The sequence below is a fragment of the Calditrichota bacterium genome, from assembly GCA_020637445.1.
Classification (GTDB): domain Bacteria; phylum Electryoneota; class RPQS01; order RPQS01; family RPQS01; genus JABWCQ01.
Genome location: JACJVZ010000002.1, coordinates 507677 through 525776, shown reverse-complemented (window position 1 = coordinate 525776; position 18100 = coordinate 507677). Strand labels below are relative to the sequence as shown.

The window sequence follows — 18100 nt, the reverse complement described above, 5'->3', positions numbered from 1 at the left end:
TTTCAAGTATTTTCAGCACTTCGGGAAACAACGACCTCGGCCTGAATAGCCACGGCCGCAAGCGAACCCACGATCAAGGTGATTAGGAAGACTCCGGCGGGCATGGCAAACCCGATCCACACGAGTGCCAAGGCCAGGAAACCACCGAGCACGAGCGCATGGAACATCAAGGCTCCCAAAATCCCCACCCGCATAAACAGCCATGCGGCCATGATCGACCAAGCAAACCAATGTGCCGCTCCGGCAGTCAGCCATTGCGAGGTATCAAAGCCGACAAAATAGGCCGCGATTCCCGCCATCAAGAGCATCGCGGTGAATGCACCGCGCACCCAGAAAACCAGCAGCGGAAAAAGCCACAGCCGGAAGACCAATTCTTCCCACAAGATAGACTTTGCCACAAACACAGGAGCGGCCAGCGCCGGCAGCGGCGACCCGACGATATCCGCAACCAATCTCAGACTCTCCCCCGCCAGTCCGCCCGGCTCGTCCCAATATCCCAGCCACGCTTCAAGCAACAAAAACAGCGCCGCGGCCGGCAGCGCCCATCTCGCCGATTGAATCCACGCTCCCGTCCAGCCTCGGTGCGACGGAGCGATGCGAGTCAGCGTCGTGATATTCGGCATGATGTCGCGCGCAATGGATTCACCCGACGCGACGATTAGAGTCACGACAATGCCGCTTTGTATCGCTTCCACGGCGGCAGCAAGCGCGACGCGAAAAACAAAATCTTCCGCTTCGCTCCCACCCGGCACCAAAAGCGTCGCCTGCGAAATCGTCAACGCGCGCGCGATCAGGACAATGATCATCGCCACCGAGCCCCACCACATGCCGCGCCGCCACGAAATCGGATGCCTGTGGTGCAGGATGATTTGAAAAACACCGAACACCATCAATGCAAACGCGAGCAGTCGAAGTCGTGCGCCCGGAGGACGCGTCGACAGCGGAACCGCATCCGGAGAACTGCGCACGGCAAATGACGTGAGCGTATTCCCCGTCAAACGAACATCGTACAGTTTCGAATAAGGTCCGCCCGAAGAATCGAAAAACGTATAGTAGTAGTCATTGCGTTGCGGCATTTGTGCCAGCGAATCACTCCGCACAACCAAGTGATCAACGGCAATTCCCAACCGCGCGCCGAGTTGTTCGTGGACCGTGCTCAGAGCTTCTTCCTTGGAAAGTTTGAAACCCGGTTCGAGATCGTCTACGTTGTGGCGCAGATTGTAAATTCTGCCCGCGGGAGAAACATGGATGTTCCAGCTATTGTCGCGTTCTTCGACATGAAAATAGCGGTTGACATAGCCAACCGCCGGATCAAACCCGAAACCATGTGGATTCCGGTCCGCGTTCCAGACGCCGTTGTATTTGTATTCCGCCGCCTGAATCAACGTGTATTCGTCGAGCTTCACCCCTTGATTGTAGAGAAACTGTTCGGCTATCGAAGACGCTTCATCTGGCCTGAGCCACTCCCATTTCCACGGCTTGCAAGTCATTCCCACCGCAAGCAGCACAAGCACGTACAGCAAGGTCCGCATCGACATCGAGCGAATGAGCACGGGAAACCACTGGCGCGCGCGCTTTTTGATTTCGCGTCGGGTAAACTGCGGAGTCTCGGAAGGAACAGACACGGTGGAGTGTGCTTATTCCTTGACCAACAAGACGTGAATGGCTTTCACGACGACTTTCACCTTGTCGCCTTTTTGAATACCAAGTTCTTTCAGTGAATCTACGGTCATCACCGAGCTCATCGCAGCCTTTGCGTCGACTTCCAAATTGACTTGGCACATGACGTCGCCGGTTTTTACTTCCGTTACGTGTGCAGAGAGTTGGTTCTTGGCTCCGTATTTCATCTTGTGCTCCTTTTCGTTGGTTTGTATCTAAAGTCAGGCTCAATAAATTAAGCTGATATCCCCTTTGCCTTCACGCAGAATCACGGGGTCGTTCGCGTCCGTGCAATCTACAATCGTTGACGTTTGGCTGTCCAAAACTCCGCTGTCCAAAATCACGGAGATGACGTCGCCCCAGTGGTGCAAAATCTCACTCGGATCGAGCATCGGATCGCCTTCGCGGTCCGTCATCGACGTAGAAAGTATCGGTCTGCCGAACGCCTTCAGCAAATCCCGGCATACCGGATGATCCGGCACGCGCAGCCCCACTGTTTTTTGTTTGGTCAAGAGCAATTTCGGCACGTCGCGCGTCGCAGGCAGAATAAACGTGAACGGTCCGGGCAAACACCGTTTCATTAGTTTATAAACGGGAGTCTCGACTTTGGCGAAGTTGCTGATGTCCGACAAATCCGCGCACAAGAACGACAGCGCATGATACTTGGAATACCCCTTCACCGAAAGCGCACGCTCCATCGCGGCTTTGCTGTGAATGTCGCAGCCCAAGCCGTACACCGTGTCGGTAGCGTACGCGATTAGTTCGCCCCGTTCGAGCGCCTCGATTGCTTTTTGAATCGCGCGCGGATTCGGATTGTCGGGATGTGTTTCGTAAATCAAGGAGTCGGGCTTCCTGTTACAACAAAATATCGTGTGGAATGCTGTTCAACTTCGCCTGTCAACAACCATGTTCTGTTTGACGTGGAGCCGAGAAACTCGCCGTACGGCCCGCCACTCTGATTGCTTGCGTAAAGTTTGTAGAACGGGTTTGCGTCGTCCGGCCACCGCAACTCGACGTCACTGCCAATCACCGCAACCGTCAGCTTAGCGGGAGCAAGCCCCGGGAAAATACTGAAAACGGTCAGCGCATTTCCGTCGCAATCGAAGAACGCCAAGTTTTCCCATGCGCTTCCGAAATCGTTTGTCGGAATCCAAGCAGGCTCCCACGGACACAACAGCGGCCCGCCGTCATGCGGAGCCGCAAGTAATCTCTGTGCCAGCTCGGAAAAGTACGAAGCCTGTCCCGCTTCCGTCGCAGGATAGGCCGGCAGCAGTGAAGTTTGATCGCCGACGATGTTCCCCGTATCGTCGCACCATCCCGTCATCCACGGATAGGCCGTCTCTACGATGTAGACTTCTTTGCCGAACTCTGTATAAAGATTCTCAAGGTTGTTGCTGAGATCGTCAAGCGAGCCGTGCCACCACGGGTAGTACGAAAGACCGATGATATCATAGTCGACTTGTTCGGCATCAAGATGCTCGAAAAACCACTGGCACGCACCAAAGTTCCCGCCTTCTTGGTGATGCAGAATGATTTTCGGCCACGCCGCTTCGGGCAAGCTATCCCGCACACCCGCCGCCGCAGTATCAAGCAACGATGCAAGTTGAGTCCATTGCTGCGGTGTATCCCACGCTCCCCCGACTCTCCCGGTATCCCACAAAAACCCGGCGCCGATTTCATTTCCTATTTGTACGAATTCCGGCACGACGTCCGCATCGCGAAATCTGCGCACGACGTTGTTCGTGTAGAAGTACATCGAATCCAACAATTGCACATAGGAAAGACTCTGCCACGCAAGTGGTTTCGTCTGATGCGCGGGATCCGCCCACGTGTCGCTGTAGTGAATATCGAGCAGAATCTTGTAGCCCAAAATATCGGCTCGTTGCGCAAAAGCCAACACGGAATCAATGCCTTGCCATGACTCGGTCGGAGTATGCCAAAGCCTGACGCGCAACACGTCAAACCCCGCCGCTCGAAAAACTTCTAATCCAGTCCGCTGAATTCCGTCACGGCTGTAGATTGCACCATTGTATTCCAGTTTCGGCACAAAAGAGAGGTCGCACGCCCACCGCAGCGGTTGGGCCAATGATGTTACGCAAAAGAGAAGCAGTGCCGCCAATCGCATATCGCCTAATGTAACCCTCAAATCCCGTCTTTGCAAGTTCTTAAAGAAAAAAAAAGCCCGAAGCAGTTCGCCTCGGGCTCAAAATCAAAGTAGGCTGGTCTATTGGTTACTGTCCGAAGCAGTCTGCGCCGCGAAGCCCGGGAACGTGTCCGTGTTTTCGAACACATAATCCATTGGGTTGACCGCCACGCCGTTGACACGAACTTCGTAATGTACATGCGGCGCGGTTGAACGGCCCGTCGAACCGACCTGCCCGATCACCATACCCTTTGTAACTTTCTGACCCTTGCGCACCATAATTTTGTGCAAGTGTCCGTAAGCTGTTTGGTAACCGCCGCCATGATCCACGACAATGAACTGGCCATAATTATAGTAGCGGCCCGCGTACACTACCGTTCCGGCAGCCGTGCTCATGACCGGAGTTCCGCGCGGCGCGGAAATATCGAGCCCGTCATGATGCGTCGGCTTCTTGGTAAACGGATCTCTGCGAACACCGAAACCCGACGAGAAGTAACCCGTTTCGCACGGACGCAGCGTCGGCAGATGCTCAAGCAGTTTGGCGTTTTGCTCGAGTTTCGAATGAATCTCGCGGAAGCTGGTTTTCTGCAATTCGAGCTCGCGGTCGAGCTTGTTGAGCACTTCGCCGATCTCTTGTGCTTCAGGAACAATCGGGCCGGGAGGAAGAATCTCAGCCGTACCGCCGACGCCCACTTCACGCACATCTTCCGACAGCAACGGCAAGTCCGCCATCAAGCGGAGCATATTGTCAGTCTCTGCCAAAGTCGAGAGCTTCTGCTCAACCGATTCGATTTTTGTATCAAACTTGGCCAACTGATCGCGCAACGCCTGATTCTCGGCTTCCAACTTCGCCTTGTCCGCATCGCTGACAACCCGTGTCGCCAGAAAACCGGTCACTCCATTGAACAACAAAAAGCTCGCGACCAAGCCAGCGATCAGTGCCTTAGCTTTGGCTCGCGAGAACGTAAACTCGACCTTTTTGCTAAGGTCGTGCGAGAGGAGAATCAGTGAAAACTTACGATTGGCCATTCAAAAAATCTTTGCACTACTACATTTTGGGGTTAAATTGCATGCGGGACCCCAGTTGTTGCAGCACCTTGGAGGACTCTATAACATCCGGCACCGCAATCAAGTGCTTTAATTATCTGTTTCTAAACACGTTACTAACTTTGCAACTCTTCTCACAAAGTTGCGTGAAAGTAACAAAAAAATAGTTACTTGTCAAGCATATTATTGCAAAAGTGAGACCAAGTTTCTCAACATTCATGTTGACCCGACACAACTTGCTTGGGTCAATGCTAATGTGTATCTTGGACTTAGTTGGAAAATCCGAAAAACTTACTCTCATGGCTAAGAGACTCTCAGCACGCATTCGCCCAAAGAATCAGATCACCCTCCCGCAGCGGTTAGTGGAACACACTGGGCTGAAAGAGGGTGATTTTCTTGACTTTGAGATTGTAACAACGGAGCAACAGGTCAAACCCGGGATGATCTTGATTCGGTCAAAGAAACTCGTAGAAGCCGACTTGCCGACCAGTCCCGTCCCGCCCGTGAGGGACGATCAGGAGTTTCCGGGGGTTCGAACTGCTATTGAGGAATTGAAGAAGCGGATGAAGTAGTTTGTTGGGGCGAAGGATCAACCTGATCCTTAATCAGCCCGCTCAAGAGAAGCCGCCGCCGCCGCATCCACATCCGCCGCCACCTGAAGACGAGCTTGCAAAGCTATCAGAACCAGATCCTTGCGGAGCAGCTGTTAACGAGAATATTTTGGTTAGATTGCGGACCGCATTGCAATGCGGACAAAACCCCTCAGATTGAGTTTTCGTGCTCGACTGCAGGATTTCCAGAACATTTCCGCACGCTTCGCATTTGTATTCATATATGGGCATCGTTTTGCCTCTGTTAATAAAGGAATTGTAAAAGTAATGACAAATCGGGAAGTCGTGGCCGCACTGTGCGCCAAAACCGCCCTGCCGGAACAAACCGTGCGAGAAGTTCTAAACACGGTAATTGACACAATCAAAGATGCCGTTTGGGACGGTGACCGAGTGTCACTGACCAATTTCGGGTCGTTCTATCTTGCAGAACGCAAGGAACGTACCTATGCTAACCCCAAACCGGGCAAACCCAAGGTTCGTCCGGCACACAAATTTCCGAAATTCGTTCCCGCTCCCAGCTTTGAAGAGATGGTTCGCTGAACAGCGATGCCCCGGAGGCTGAATGAAAACCTTAGTATTGATTGCAACTCTGATTTTGCTCGCCGGTTCCAGCCAAGCAGAAAATACGAAATTCTCTCTTGAGGCAACAGGGGGCAAGCAGCTTGTGCAGTTCGTCTCCAACGCAGCGTTGGAGAAGATCGTCGGCAAAGCATCGGAGATGAGCGGAACCCTCTCTGTGGATTTGCAGAAGTTGACATCAAATGCGAGCGGGTCCGTATCCGTTGACATGCGTTCGCTCGATACCGGCTTGTCCCTGCGCAACCAGCACATGCGGGTGAACCACTTGAATACGGACGAATATCCATATTCTACCTTCACACTCAAGTCCATTGTCACGGCTGAGCCCCCGGACATCTCGGCCGGCGGGACGTCAAACACTCTGATTCGCGGAACTCTTGAGCTGCGCGGAGTTAAGAAAGACTATGAGATGTTGGGCACATTGAGCTATGATCCAGCCCTAAATGTCCTGACGGCGTACTATAAATGGAACCTGTTCTTGATGGATCATGGAATGGTCAGGCCGGATTTCTTGTTCATGAAATTGGCTGAAAAGCAGGAGATCACCGTAGAACTGCAATTTACCAAATAGGAGGGAGAGGTATGGCCAAAGGACACGGCGAGATTTTGATCTTGACGACGATTGATCATGAGGTGAAAGCCGTCGAGTTTTCGCGAGGGTTGCTGGAGAAAAAGCTCGCGGCTTGTGTGACAAGATTGCCGGGTGGGCACGCGATGTATCGTTGGGAGTCCACAGAAGTCACGGACAATCCTGAAATCGTGCTATTGATTAAGACCCATCACTCGCGATTGAATGACATTGAACGATATTTCGAGGACGAGCATCCCTATTCGGTCCCGGAATTGCTTGTATTTCAAGTGAATGAAATCGGCGAAGCCTATAGAGCTTGGCTGATGAAAGAAGTCGGGCTCTGATTTCAAGCCGAATCCTGCTCTCTGTGCTTACTACCTCCCTGCCTCCGGCAGGGGTTGCCCACGAGAACCGTGAAGCCTTCGCGCCAGTCCAGCGTTCACACTGGCGGAACGCTCTCGGTATTTGACTCGTGTAATAGAGGAACAAGGACAAACCTGAAAGAAGGTGAATGAAATGCCACCGACTGTCACAAATCCGCAAGGGAAGAACTTGTGGGAGGACGTGCGCGAAACGGTGATTGGGGGACTGAAGGACTGGAAAGACAAAGGCGACGAGCTGGCCCGCCACGGCAGGATTCGTATGGACGAATTCCAGACCGAACGTCGCTTGAGGTCGGCGCAGGAAGCTCTGGGCGAGAAGTGCTTCGAGATGCTTGCGCACGGCGAAACAGTCCAGCCTGACCATCCGGTCGTCAACCAGTTAACTCAGCGCGTCCGCTACTATCAAGATGAAATGGCCCGCCTCCAAAATGAGCGCGCGCCGCACGCCACATCATAATTGATTTTAAGTTTGCCCGTAAACAAGAGGCGAGCCGTTTGGCTCGCCTCTTTTGATTTTCCTCTACTGGCGGGGGTCGGACCCAATGCTATTTCATGAAAACTACTTTGCGAGTTTCTGCAGTAGTCGCGTCCGAAGCACGCAAAAAGTAGATACCGCTGGCCAGCGCAACGGGAGCTTCAAAAGTCAACGTGCCGCCGAACAGCCGGCCTGAGTGTAACTCAGTTTGTTTTCGTCCCAAAATATCATACAACGAAAGGTTGAAATCCATGCCAGTGAAACCAGCCAATTCGATCCGCAAAGTTGAATTAAATGGATTCGGATAAACGGAAAGCAGTTTCCACGTTGAACCCAATTGCGGAAGTGAACGAGGATCAACACCGGACAACGTTGTATCGGGCGGTTCCGTCAACCAAGGCTCAATCTCCACTCCGGTAATCAGGATTGTGTCGCCTTGCCCGTCAGGATTCAAAACCGGATGGTACGGGCCGCTTGCGTCTCCCCACCAATTGTTGCGAGCATTGAGAGTCGGGGGATTGGGAATCGAGTTGTCCCGGTAGAAGACTGTACCGATGTTTCCCTCAAACATGTTTGAATCGATTCTCCCCGGTGTCAAGCCTTGATTGTTGAAACAGAATACGGAACCCCCATCGTTCCCATCCTGCCCATTTCCCCAAAATGCGTTGTGATGGAAAAACACAGATCCGGATGGAACAATACTGGCTCCCCTCTGCGCATAACAACCATTCATGACATTATATGAAAACTCACCTTGACAATTCCACAAGTATACCGCACCAATTCGGTCTGTCATAGTGTGAAATTCGATAACATTTCCGAAGAAGAATGGTATTCCAAAACGGGGAAAATCGTGAATTACCACGGCAGCGTCATTTGTAGTGTTGTTGCGAAAAATACAATGTCGAGTGATGACATTCCCTGCGACAAGAAGGTTGCACGATCCAAAAAACTGAGATGACTGCGGGTTGCCGTTTTCTTCGAACAGGCAATTCTCGACAATAGAGTTGTGGCTTTCCAGCATTGCTCCTCCCCAAATACCTCCGCACTGCCTCAGAGTGCAGGAGTTCATTGTGGCAAATCCACCCGTGTGAACTCCACCTGCGGACTGTTGAGAAGTACATGCCGCCATTGTGCAAAACTGCAAGTCAGCAGAAGACTGAAATGTGAAAACTCCCCCACCATAGAGTTCCGCATAACAATTCTGCACTTTGCAACTTTGCAGACGCAACGAACCTTCTGCAGAATCGGGATCAAGCGACAGATTGGCGATCCCGCCGCCGCGTTGCGCGCGGCAATCCACTACTCGTGAATACTCAATGCACACGCGACTGGCATCGGCGAAGATCCCTCCGCCCGCGACCCAATCATCCGAAGGACCATGCCAAGTCGTTCCCCGCCCACCCCTAATCACGAGCCCGATTACTGTCAGACTGTCGGTCGTGGGCAACGAAACAATTATACAGCTTGAGCTGTCAAGGTCAGTGGTTTCTGCCTCGATGATTGTGCTCGTGATATGGCTTGTGTCTCCGTCGAACAAATACCCGCTTGCGAGCACAACTGAGTGGTTTAGCACTCTAACATTCTCTCGGTAGACTCCATCACGCAGCCAAAGCGTATCGCCTGGATTTGTCGTCCTGATCGCACTTGATAACGAGTGATTTGTGTCAACCTCGATGACTGTGCAAAATCCCTTTCCGAAGACACCCAATAGCAGAATCAAGCAACAAAAAATGGCTTTGCAGGTTCGTATTGGCACTCTGCCTACTGTGCGGGATTTTGCGGGCAAAGGGCCCGATATGTGTAGTACGTACTATTGTGATCGTAGCCGATGCATGTAGCTTCGCCTCCTGCTGCAACGACCGCGCTCGACTCATATTTTGTTGCACCACCGCCAATTTGAACAGAGTTCGAATCGCACTTTGCCCTTTCGCCAGTGCTTGTATAGATATGTGCCTGAGCCCTCAGTTGTCCATTTTGTACTATTTGAGACGTAGCTTGTGTTCCTAGAGTCGCGTATGCGTAAACATAGTGATTGCCACTGTACGCAGGCGTGAAGTACACGACGTTGCCCCCGTCTTCCGAATAATAGTCCTTTTGGTCCCAAGCATTCAACTTAGGCAACAAAACAACGATCAGAGCAACCGTCACAATGATTCCGATTGTCCGCTTCATGATTCCACTCCCTAATCTGGTTACCTCGGGCGAAGTGCACCGAGGGCACCTTCAATATACTACCCCCCCCCCGTATATTGTCAAGTCTTCTGTCACAAGATCACAAAGTTTTCCAGACCCGCTAAGTCTTATGATAACAGGCCTCCATTTCGCCGCGCAAAAGTCTGGTTAAGTTTGGATAACTTACAAAAGAGGCGAGCCGCAAGGCTCGCCTCTTTATGACCATTTTGCCACTGCGGGTTTGGAAACCCACAACGGCGAAGATTACAATTACTTCTGCATCGGGCCGAAATCAATGAGTTCGACGTCGAAAATCAACGTCGCATTCGGCGGGATCACACCGGGATATCCGCGCTCGCCATAGGCCAGCTTGCCGGGAATAATGAACTGCGTCTTTCCGCCCTTTTTCATCAGAGCCACACCTTCATCCCAACCCGCGATGACCTTGCGCTGTCCCAGCGGGAACTCAAACGGCGTTCCACGGTCAACGGAGCTGTCAAACTTCTTGCCGTCGGTAAACCAGCCGGAATAATGAACCTTCACAAGGTCGCCGGTCTTGGGCGCATCGCCGGAACCTTCCTGCATCACAAGATACTGGAGGCCTGAAGCGGTAGTAACGGTATCACCGGAGACCTTCCACATAGCCGGTCCGGCAGGGTTTTCTTGAGCGGGGGGAGCTTCTTTCTTCACGGTTTCGGTCTTCTTCTCGGTTTCAGTGGATTTCGCGGCATCGGCGGGTTTGTTGCCTCCACATCCGAGGACAATAGCCAGAGCCAAAATGGTGCAAGCACGTAAGATCAACATTCAAAACAACTTTCGTGAAATTGTGAACAAAACATGGCCTTGTTTTTCAGCCTCTAATGCCGTAATATAAGAAATGCACCAAGCGGGTGCAACTCATTGTTACTATTATTTGTGAAAGGCGCGCGGGAGATGAAATCGTGCCGGACGATACTTGAAATAAATACCCGGCTCTGGCTGCAACGGTTGGGGAAAGGCAAAACCGTCTCTCTTGGAGACGTTGGTGCCGAGCACTTTGACCGCTGGCAGTCGCGCTGCGTTGAAGCAATTTGGCTCATGGGTATCTGGAAACCCAGCCCGGCATCTCGCGAAATTGCCCGGACTCACGAAGGTCTAAAAGGTGACTATTCCGCGGTTTTGCCGGATTGGACGCCGGATGACGTCGTGGCCTCACCCTATGCCTTGATTGGATACGAAGTCAATCCGGAGCTCGGCGGCGAAGAGGGCCTGAAAAAATTCCGAGAGAATTTGCATGCGCGCGGCATCAAACTCATCTTGGATTTCGTTCCCAGCCACACCGCTTGTGACCATCCATGGATTAAGTCACATCCTGAGTACTACGTGCAAGGAACGGAAGAAGACTTGCGTCGCGATCCGGTGACGTGGTTTGGAGTCGAAACAGAGCAAGGTCCCAAAGTGATCGCGCACGGCCGCGATCCCTATTTCCCCGCGTGGTCGGATACGGCACAGCCCGACATGCGCAAACTCGACACGCAGCTTGCCGTCGCCAATGAATTGCTGTCGGTGGCGTCGCGTTGCGACGGAGTTCGCTGTGACATGGCGATGCTGGTCTTGTCGCACATCTTCACGAAGACGTGGGGCGGTGACATGCGCGAGTTTTGGCCCAACGCGATTCGCCAAGTCCGTGAGAAATATCCCGAGTTCATCCTGATCGCCGAAGTGTATTGGGGACTCGATCTCGAACTCAACGAGATGGGATTTGATTACACGTACGACAAAGACCCGGTGGACTGGGCGACCGGCCCGACCGGATTTTCGCGCGTGCAGTTCGATTACGACGAAGCCAAGCACCGCCGTCGTGTGAGATTCCTTGAGAATCACGATGAAGAACGCATCGCCTCGCGACTGTCGTTTCTGCCGCACCGTGCCGCGGCGACGTGGGTTTTCACGTTGCCGTCCGCGAATTTGTTCTATCAAGGGCAGTTTTCGGGAGCGAAGTTAAAAGCTCCGGTGCAGCTCAATCGCATGCCGCACGAAAAGCACGACCCGCAGATTGCGGAATTCTACGATGTGCTGATGCCGATTGTTGCTCATGAAGCAAGAAAGAACGGCTCATGGAAATTTTTGCATCCGCGTCAAGCATGGCAAGGCAACGAATCGCATTGGCAAATTTTGTCGCACGCGTGGGACCACGACGACCGCCACTTGCGTGTCTTTGTCAATTGGGCCGATTACCGCAGCCAGTGTTGGGTGGATTTGTCGTTCGGAAATCTTCAAGGCAAAGAGGTCATCCTGCGCGATATGCTGTCGGACAAAGTCTATATTCGCGACGGCGTGGAATTGATGATGCGGGGAATATATTTGGATTTGGAACCGTGGGAAGCGCACGCCTTCGATTGCGAAGTGCGCGACGCCGCTGCGGTGACTGACGAAAGTGAACATGAACATGAGTCGGCGATGCTTCGCGATGCGCGGATGGTTGCCGAACGCAAGCCGGGAGAAGAACACGTCCGATGATTCTGATCACAGGAGCAGCGGGATTCATCGGCAGCGCGGTCGTCTGGTCATTGAACCAGCGCGGCTTGACGGATTTGATTCTCGCCGACAGCTTCGGCAAAACCGATAAATGGAAGAATCTCCGCGGTCTCAAATTCAAAGAGTTTGTCGATCGCGGAGATTTGTTTGATGCGTTGGACGTCGCCGATTGGGCCAAAGAGATCACCGCCGTCGTCCACATGGGCGCATGCGCGGACACCACTCAAACGGACGTCGATTTTCTGGCCACGTGGAATTACGAATACTCGCGGATTCTCTGTCAATGGTCGCTCGCCAATAACGCACGCTTCATCTACGCATCTTCCGCCGCAGTCTATGGTGACGGCTCGTTAGGCTTTTCCGACAGCGACGATCTGACTCCCAAACTTCGTCCGTTGAATGCATACGGATTTTCCAAGTGGATGTTCGACATGTGGGTGCTCGAGCACAAATTACAGGATCAAGTCGCAGGCTTGCGCTTCTTCAATGTGTTCGGTCCCAACGAATACCACAAAGCGCGCATGGCCAGCGTCATCCTGCATGCCTACCCGCAAGTACGCGACACCGGCAAAGTCAGACTGTTCGAGTCGCACCGCTCCGATTTCAAACACGGCGAGCAGCGCCGCGATTTCATTCACGTCGCCGAAGTCTTAGCGGGCATCAAATTCCTGTTGGACAAACCCCAAGTCAACGGTATTTTCAATTTAGGCACGGGTACTCCGCACACGTACAATCAGCTCGCGGAAAACGTCTTCAAAGCATTGAACAAACCCGCGAACATCGAGTACTTCCCGATGCCCGAAGACTTACGCAACCGCTATCAGTATGAAACCTGCGCGGACATGAGCAAATTCTACGCAGCGGGTCTGCCCAAGTTCACGGATAGATTCGGTGAGTTTGTACAAAGCTACGTGCGCGACTACATGGACAAAGACTCGCGGTATTTGGCGGACGTGTAGCTCGCAAATACTTTTCTCTCAACAAGAAAACGGGGCGGCCCTCTCAGGAGCCGCCCCGTTTCTTTTTTCAAGGCAGATGACGAAATCTGATTCCGGCGGGGAACCGCGCTGACGCGCTTAATCCCCGCTCGGCGAAACAATGTACTTACTTCAAGAGAATGACCTTCTGCAGGCTCGTGCGGCCCAACGCTTCGAGACGGAGGAAATACACGCCCGTCGTCAACGCAGACTTGGACGATTCCGCGTTCCAGATCATCGTATGTTCACCTGCATTCAGATGGCCGTTGACAATCGTGGCCACTTCTTGACCGATCACGTTGAACACACGCAGCGAAACATCCGCGGCTTCCGGCAGCACGAACGAGAGCGTCGTGCTCGGATTAAACGGATTCGGATACGCCGGACGCAAACCGAATTCCATCGGCACCGCCGAGTTGACTTCACTGGTCTGGCCCAATCCGGCGAGGTTGTTTTCGCTGTCGCGCAATTCGTAGCGCACGCGTACGACGGGCTGTTCACCGTTCGCCAGATTCAATTCGACGATGGCCAAAGTTCCGCGACCGGAAACTCCCGGCTGCGTACGGCTCAAGCGGCCGATATTGATATCGGCATTCGCACCGTCACGATGCGACAGGAAAATCGTCTGTGCACCACGGCGCAGCAGATCGCCTTCTTCGATATTCGTAATCACCGCGTTCGGATTGAGCACGTCCACCACAAGATGCGCGGTCGTCAGTTGCTCGGCGTTGTTGACGTTGATGGCAACAACCGTCGAATTCTCAGTCGAAACGTAGGTCACGTCAAGCGCACCCGTGTCGTCCAACGCATTGTCACCGCTTTCACGCGAAGCCGACGCAGCACCTTGACTGTTGTACCAAGCGTACATCGTCGACAGCGAAAGCAAGTCGTAGGCGTCCAAACCACCGTCGGGATTGGCAATCAAATCCGGCACAGTCGAACCCAAGTACGGTCCAATATCCGAAATCGGATCAAAATCGATGCCGTCGCCGTTCCAACCCTGCGTAAACACATTCACGTCGGCGAAGTTGATCTGGCCGTCAGGCTCCGGAATCATGTTCGGTGCACTGCCCGGCGAGCCGCTCGTCGTCGCGATATCCGCAAGATAGCCTGCACGCAGGGTAATACCCGAACGCACGCCGTTGGTCACCGGCACATTGCCGACGCTGCGCAAATCCGTGTCGTTCGCAAAGCTGATCGCTCCCGAACCCGGAACGGCCATCGCCGCCAAAGCCTGCACCGTGATCGTCGCCACGACGCGTTCTCCGTTGAGTGAAAGACCGTCGTCGTCGCCAACCATCGCGGCGTTAATGTCTATCGTTCCGGCGGAGTTGTCGACGTCCGTCAGGAACACGGTGTTCGTGAAACGTTCGCCGCTCCACAAATTACCTTCACTGATATTCAATACCTGAATCATGTTCGCCGGGAACGTGCAGGACGCGCGCACCGACATCAACGAATCGGGATTGTTCATCACGATACGCAGCGTACGAATCGCGCCCGGCTGCAAGAGCAGGTAACTGTCATTGTCGAGACCGTCGAGAATGGCAAGCTCCGGAGTCACGTTCGTGCTGTCGGAGCCGTCGGTGCTGTCGCTGCCGATTTCCGTAAGCCAATCGCGGCGCACGGTTTTGATTACTTGATCACGGTCCGCGTCGGCGGTCATGATCACCAAGCCGCTGTCTTCAGCCATGACGCCAAGTCCCATCGGATTGACGAAACCGTTCAGCATGTTTGACATCGTTCCGGCTTGTGCGACAAACGACGGAGCCGCGTTGCCGCCTGCGCCGTTGGCTTCAGTGTCCTTATAGATCACGACACGGTCGTTACCGTTGTCGCTGACCACGAGATAAGTTTCGCTATTCAGCATCACGACTTCAATGTCTTGAGGCGCACTGAGCATGTCCGTAGCACCGCTGACTTCCATCCACGATACCATCGGGCTCGTCCAAGAATCCGGATTCACACTCGAATTCGGATTGTACGAGAACTTCTGCAAACGGTCGTTGCCCGTGTCGCAAACGTAGACGTCGTAGACACCAAGATTCTCGTTGTACGTCGCCGCGATACCGCGAGGATACGAGAGCTGACCGCTCGCGCTTCCTAAGGTACCGAACTCGGCTTCGTCGACGGATTCTTCGTACATCACGCGAATGAACACGCCGCTTTCGGGAATTGCACCGTGCGCGCCGTCGCCGAAGCGCAGCTCGCGAGTGTAACGGTCCACTTCGCAATATCGATCCGACGGACCTGCAATCAGCAGGTTGTCCACAATCGTCCACGGAGTGTTGTCCGTGCTCGCCCACACGGTGTACGTGTCTTCGCCGCCGATCGTGGCAAGTTTGAAGGTCTGACCCGGCGTGCCGTCGGATTGACCCGGTACGTCCCAACGCACGTCACCGCCAAAGCAGTTGTCGATATTTTCGTAGGCACGAATCACCTTGATACGATGATTGTCCGTGTCCGAAACAAACAGAATATCGTTCTTTTCGGCAGGCGTCCCGTCGAGTTCGTAGTAGTCACCGAGGTTAAAGTTCGTAGCGTCAACGTTATCAGTCGAAGACACGAACGCCGCCGTGTTCGAGATGGTGAATGACAGGCCGGGAATACCGGAAGCATCCGCCACGCCGTGAGTCCACACGCGCCATGCCTGAATTTCCGAGAGCGTCGTTTGGTCGGTGATGGAGACGATACCGTCGATCACTTTGAACAAACCGCGCGGCGAGCCGGCACCGAGAGACGTATAGGCTTTTGCGCAGGCCATGAAAGGAGCGATCTGCCCGGCGATTTCCGGACACACGAGATGCGGTTCAAGCGCATAAACAGTAGCGGCTGCACCTTCTTCGAGAATCTCGCGGCCCGTGCTTGCCGTAGCCGGAGACCACGTCGTCGTGGCCGTCGTGTATTTCTTGTAGCGCAGACCTTCTTGGTCCACGTTTGTTCCGTAAGGATACAATACATGCAAATCGTCGTTGGCGTCGACAGCCACGCTAAATGCGAGCGGCGCAACGTCATCACCCGTAGTGATTGCCGTACCTGCGCCTGCGGTAAAGTTGCCGTCGAGTGACGAGATCATGTTGTAACGGAGCTGAGCCTGATCGACGCCGTATGTTTCTGTACCTGTTCCAGCCCAGAAAACCCATACGCTTTCATCAACGAGTGCGACTTGCGGGAACGGGAAGGCTTCACCGCGACCGCCGCCGTCCGCGGCAAATCCCGCCGCAGTCGTCACGGGATCAGGAGTCGAGGCCGTGAAACCACCCGTTTCATAGCTTCCCCAGATTGCACCGTTGAAAACCAGATAGCTGATGTCCGCAGGCGGAGTAACGTCACTGACGTAGGCCATGTAGATACGGCCGATGTTGTCGATCACTGCATTCGGTGCGGAAAACCCTGCGCCGCCGCCGGAGGCGATCAACGTTGCTGCTCCCCACGAACCGTTGTAGACCTTGTAATAGACGTCGTCATCACCTGACCAAATAAGGTGCAGATTGTCCGACGGGTCGACTAACAAATTGCAATAGCGGTTTTCGGTGACGGTTCCCGGAGTAATCGCGGACGTCAGCGAAACGCTCGTCGACCACGTGATACCGTCGGACGAAACCGTGTAATAGATATGACGGTCGCCGCCGCCGTCGACAGCTTCATAAACCACGTGAAGATTCCCGCCGCTTTCCATCGCGATGCGCGGACGGTCGTGCACGCCCGTCAAGGTCGCGGGAGAAATCGTCACGGGAGTCGACCACGTTTGACCGTAGTCGTCGCTGTAAGAGTATGCGGTACCCGGCGAAGCATTGTCGGATGTCATCACCATGTGCAAACGGCCACGTTCCACATCCCACATCAAATCGGTTTCTTGGACGTTCGGAGCGGCGATGCTGTTCATGGACGTCGTGGTGTCAAACGCGAACGTGATGCGATAGTCGTGACCGAGATACGTATTTTGGTTTGTAATGCTTTCCGCGAGCGTCGAGTTGGCGGCGCCAGATGGCGTGCCTTCCGCGACGGCGCCGTCCACATTCACGTCGCGGTCGACGATTTCAACGTCGTAGGGACGACCCAGCATACCGGGATACGTATCCACATGCGAGAATACTCCGCCCGCGCCGATGTTTGTGAGGTCATAGCTGGTAAGAGTGCCGTTTCCTCCGGTTAGCGCATTCACCAAATAGAGGTCAACCACCGCACCCGCGCGAACGGACGCGTTGATAGCCAACGACGAAAGATCCGTCATCGCGGGATCGGTCGTAGAGGTCGCTTCATTCAATTGCAGCGGCACGTCGGTCGGAGTTGACTGATAGAGAACGTAATCGATGTCACCCAATCCGGCGGTTCCCGGAGGAGTGGCATACGCATACTCGACGCGCACGCTGTCGTCGGATTGCAATTCCCAACCGAGCGGAAGTGTCGCCACGCCGCCGGTGTTCGGCACGCCTGAGTACACGATGGTGTACACCGAGTCCGCCGCGCCGTAACCCGTAAGCGAATTCACGCGCGTGAAGAATTTTCCGTTGACCCAAATACGTTCGCTGCCTTGCACGGTTTCACCGTACGAGAACTTGATCGAACGTCCGCCGTAGTTGCCTTGCACCGGAGTCGAACTGAAGAACAGCGCTTCGACGTTCCAGTTCGCGGGCGTGGCGAAAACTTGCACGCGGCGATGGTCGTGATCCACGACAAAAGTGCGCATCGCCGACACCGTACCGAACAGTTCGACTGCGGTCGGTGAAGAAAACGGCGTGGAGAAAAGCGGCAGCGGACTATTTACTTGATAGTCCAAATAACTGCTCGAGTCCGCGGTCAGGCCGTGTCGAACGTGATAGTACGGTCCGTTCCACTCGATGAACGAGCGATAAGAAGCCGCGCCGAAGGCCGCCGGAATGCTCATCAAGCTGATGAGCAGAGTTAGCAACAGGATGTGCCAATTTCGCATGGTCATACTCCCGATTTTCCGGGTTTTATT

17 protein-coding genes are annotated in these 18100 nt (G+C 53.8%); 7 read left to right on the top strand and 10 right to left on the bottom strand.

From position 1 onward, the window contains the following. Window positions 1-2: 2 nt before the first annotated feature. The 5 genes from H6507_10070 to H6507_10050 form a co-directional block, all read right to left on the bottom strand. Window positions 3-1625 (bottom strand): CPBP family intramembrane metalloprotease, encoded by a 1623-nt coding sequence (locus tag H6507_10070; protein MCB9369442.1) that lies wholly within the window; start codon window positions 1623-1625, stop codon window positions 3-5. 12 nt (window positions 1626-1637) lie between these two features. Continuing rightward, on the bottom strand, window positions 1638-1847 hold the full coding sequence (locus tag H6507_10065; protein ID MCB9369441.1) for a TOBE domain-containing protein: 210 nt from the start codon (window positions 1845-1847) through the stop codon (window positions 1638-1640). Window positions 1848-1886: 39 nt separating this feature from the next. Next, window positions 1887-2498, bottom strand: coding sequence for a threonylcarbamoyl-AMP synthase (locus H6507_10060; GenBank protein MCB9369440.1), 612 nt, complete (start codon window positions 2496-2498; stop codon window positions 1887-1889). After that, window positions 2495-3706: a glycosyl hydrolase 53 family protein gene (locus tag H6507_10055; protein ID MCB9369439.1), complete on the bottom strand. Its 1212-nt coding sequence runs from the start codon at window positions 3704-3706 to the stop codon at window positions 2495-2497. Before H6507_10055 ends, H6507_10060 begins: the two co-directional genes overlap by 4 nt. A 177-nt stretch (window positions 3707-3883) precedes the next feature. Continuing rightward, on the bottom strand, window positions 3884-4831 hold the full coding sequence (locus H6507_10050) for a M23 family metallopeptidase (GenBank protein ID MCB9369438.1): 948 nt from the start codon (window positions 4829-4831) through the stop codon (window positions 3884-3886). 317 nt (window positions 4832-5148) lie between these two features. On the opposite strand from H6507_10050, the gene H6507_10045 reads away from it, so the two are divergent. Further along, on the top strand, window positions 5149-5421 hold the full coding sequence (locus H6507_10045; GenBank protein ID MCB9369437.1) for a hypothetical protein: 273 nt from the start codon (window positions 5149-5151) through the stop codon (window positions 5419-5421). Window positions 5422-5463: 42 nt separating this feature from the next. Here H6507_10045 and H6507_10040 read toward each other — a convergent pair whose 3' ends face one another. Then, window positions 5464-5691 carry a zinc ribbon domain-containing protein gene (locus H6507_10040; GenBank protein ID MCB9369436.1) on the bottom strand — a complete coding sequence of 76 codons (228 nt, stop codon included), beginning with the start codon at window positions 5689-5691 and terminating at the stop codon, window positions 5464-5466. A 36-nt stretch (window positions 5692-5727) separates the two neighbouring features. Between H6507_10040 and H6507_10035 the strand changes: the two genes are divergently transcribed. The 4 genes from H6507_10035 to H6507_10020 all read left to right on the top strand — a co-directional run bounded on the left by H6507_10035 (window position 5728) and on the right by H6507_10020 (window position 7450). Continuing rightward, complete coding sequence (locus H6507_10035; GenBank protein MCB9369435.1) at window positions 5728-6000, top strand: HU family DNA-binding protein; 273 nt, start codon at window positions 5728-5730, stop codon at window positions 5998-6000. A gap of 22 nt (window positions 6001-6022) precedes the next feature. Further along, window positions 6023-6610 (top strand): YceI family protein, encoded by a 588-nt coding sequence (locus H6507_10030; protein MCB9369434.1) that lies wholly within the window; start codon window positions 6023-6025, stop codon window positions 6608-6610. Window positions 6611-6621: 11 nt separating this feature from the next. Further along, window positions 6622-6954: a divalent-cation tolerance protein CutA gene (locus tag H6507_10025; GenBank protein MCB9369433.1), complete on the top strand. Its 333-nt coding sequence runs from the start codon at window positions 6622-6624 to the stop codon at window positions 6952-6954. 172 nt (window positions 6955-7126) lie between these two features. Continuing rightward, entirely contained in the window at window positions 7127-7450 is a 324-nt protein-coding gene (locus tag H6507_10020; GenBank protein ID MCB9369432.1) for a hypothetical protein, read from the top strand. 88 nt (window positions 7451-7538) lie between these two features. On the opposite strand, the gene H6507_10015 is transcribed toward H6507_10020, so the two are convergent. The 3 genes from H6507_10015 to H6507_10005 form a co-directional block, all read right to left on the bottom strand. Next, entirely contained in the window at window positions 7539-9044 is a 1506-nt protein-coding gene (locus H6507_10015; GenBank protein ID MCB9369431.1) for a T9SS type A sorting domain-containing protein, read from the bottom strand. 188 nt (window positions 9045-9232) lie between these two features. After that, complete coding sequence (locus H6507_10010) at window positions 9233-9643, bottom strand: hypothetical protein (GenBank protein ID MCB9369430.1); 411 nt, start codon at window positions 9641-9643, stop codon at window positions 9233-9235. A gap of 270 nt (window positions 9644-9913) precedes the next feature. Beyond that, entirely contained in the window at window positions 9914-10447 is a 534-nt protein-coding gene (locus H6507_10005) for an FKBP-type peptidyl-prolyl cis-trans isomerase (protein MCB9369429.1), read from the bottom strand. A gap of 129 nt (window positions 10448-10576) precedes the next feature. Here H6507_10005 and H6507_10000 point away from each other — a divergent pair, with 129 nt between their 5' ends. Both H6507_10000 and rfaD read left to right on the top strand, forming a co-directional pair. Beyond that, complete coding sequence (locus H6507_10000) at window positions 10577-12142, top strand: alpha-amylase (protein MCB9369428.1); 1566 nt, start codon at window positions 10577-10579, stop codon at window positions 12140-12142. Further along, the gene (gene rfaD / locus H6507_09995) at window positions 12139-13119 is read left to right on the top strand and encodes an ADP-glyceromanno-heptose 6-epimerase (protein MCB9369427.1); all 981 of its coding nucleotides are present in this window, start codon (window positions 12139-12141) and stop codon (window positions 13117-13119) included. Before H6507_10000 ends, rfaD begins: the two co-directional genes overlap by 4 nt. A gap of 145 nt (window positions 13120-13264) precedes the next feature. On the opposite strand, the gene H6507_09990 is transcribed toward rfaD, so the two are convergent. Continuing rightward, on the bottom strand, window positions 13265-18076 hold the full coding sequence (locus H6507_09990) for a T9SS type A sorting domain-containing protein (protein MCB9369426.1): 4812 nt from the start codon (window positions 18074-18076) through the stop codon (window positions 13265-13267). Between the last annotated feature and the right edge of the window lie 24 nt (window positions 18077-18100).

Bases quoted from the DNA above. Each gene is read 5' to 3' on its own strand.
- H6507_09990 (MCB9369426.1), bottom strand. From the start codon at position 18,076: ATGACCATGCGAAATTGGCACATCCTGTTGCTAACTCTGCTCATCAGC.
- H6507_10025 (MCB9369433.1), top strand. From the start codon at position 6,622: ATGGCCAAAGGACACGGCGAGATTTTGATCTTGACGACGATTGATCAT.
- H6507_10030 (MCB9369434.1), top strand. From the start codon at position 6,023: ATGAAAACCTTAGTATTGATTGCAACTCTGATTTTGCTCGCCGGTTCC.
- H6507_10065 (MCB9369441.1), bottom strand. From the start codon at position 1,847: ATGAAATACGGAGCCAAGAACCAACTCTCTGCACACGTAACGGAAGTA.
- H6507_10040 (MCB9369436.1), bottom strand. From the start codon at position 5,691: ATGCCCATATATGAATACAAATGCGAAGCGTGCGGAAATGTTCTGGAA.
- H6507_10045 (MCB9369437.1), top strand. From the start codon at position 5,149: ATGGCTAAGAGACTCTCAGCACGCATTCGCCCAAAGAATCAGATCACC.
- H6507_10050 (MCB9369438.1), bottom strand. From the start codon at position 4,831: ATGGCCAATCGTAAGTTTTCACTGATTCTCCTCTCGCACGACCTTAGC.
- rfaD (MCB9369427.1), top strand. From the start codon at position 12,139: ATGATTCTGATCACAGGAGCAGCGGGATTCATCGGCAGCGCGGTCGTC.
- H6507_10020 (MCB9369432.1), top strand. From the start codon at position 7,127: ATGCCACCGACTGTCACAAATCCGCAAGGGAAGAACTTGTGGGAGGAC.
- H6507_10000 (MCB9369428.1), top strand. From the start codon at position 10,577: ATGAAATCGTGCCGGACGATACTTGAAATAAATACCCGGCTCTGGCTG.
- H6507_10010 (MCB9369430.1), bottom strand. From the start codon at position 9,643: ATGAAGCGGACAATCGGAATCATTGTGACGGTTGCTCTGATCGTTGTT.
- H6507_10005 (MCB9369429.1), bottom strand. From the start codon at position 10,447: ATGTTGATCTTACGTGCTTGCACCATTTTGGCTCTGGCTATTGTCCTC.
- H6507_10035 (MCB9369435.1), top strand. From the start codon at position 5,728: ATGACAAATCGGGAAGTCGTGGCCGCACTGTGCGCCAAAACCGCCCTG.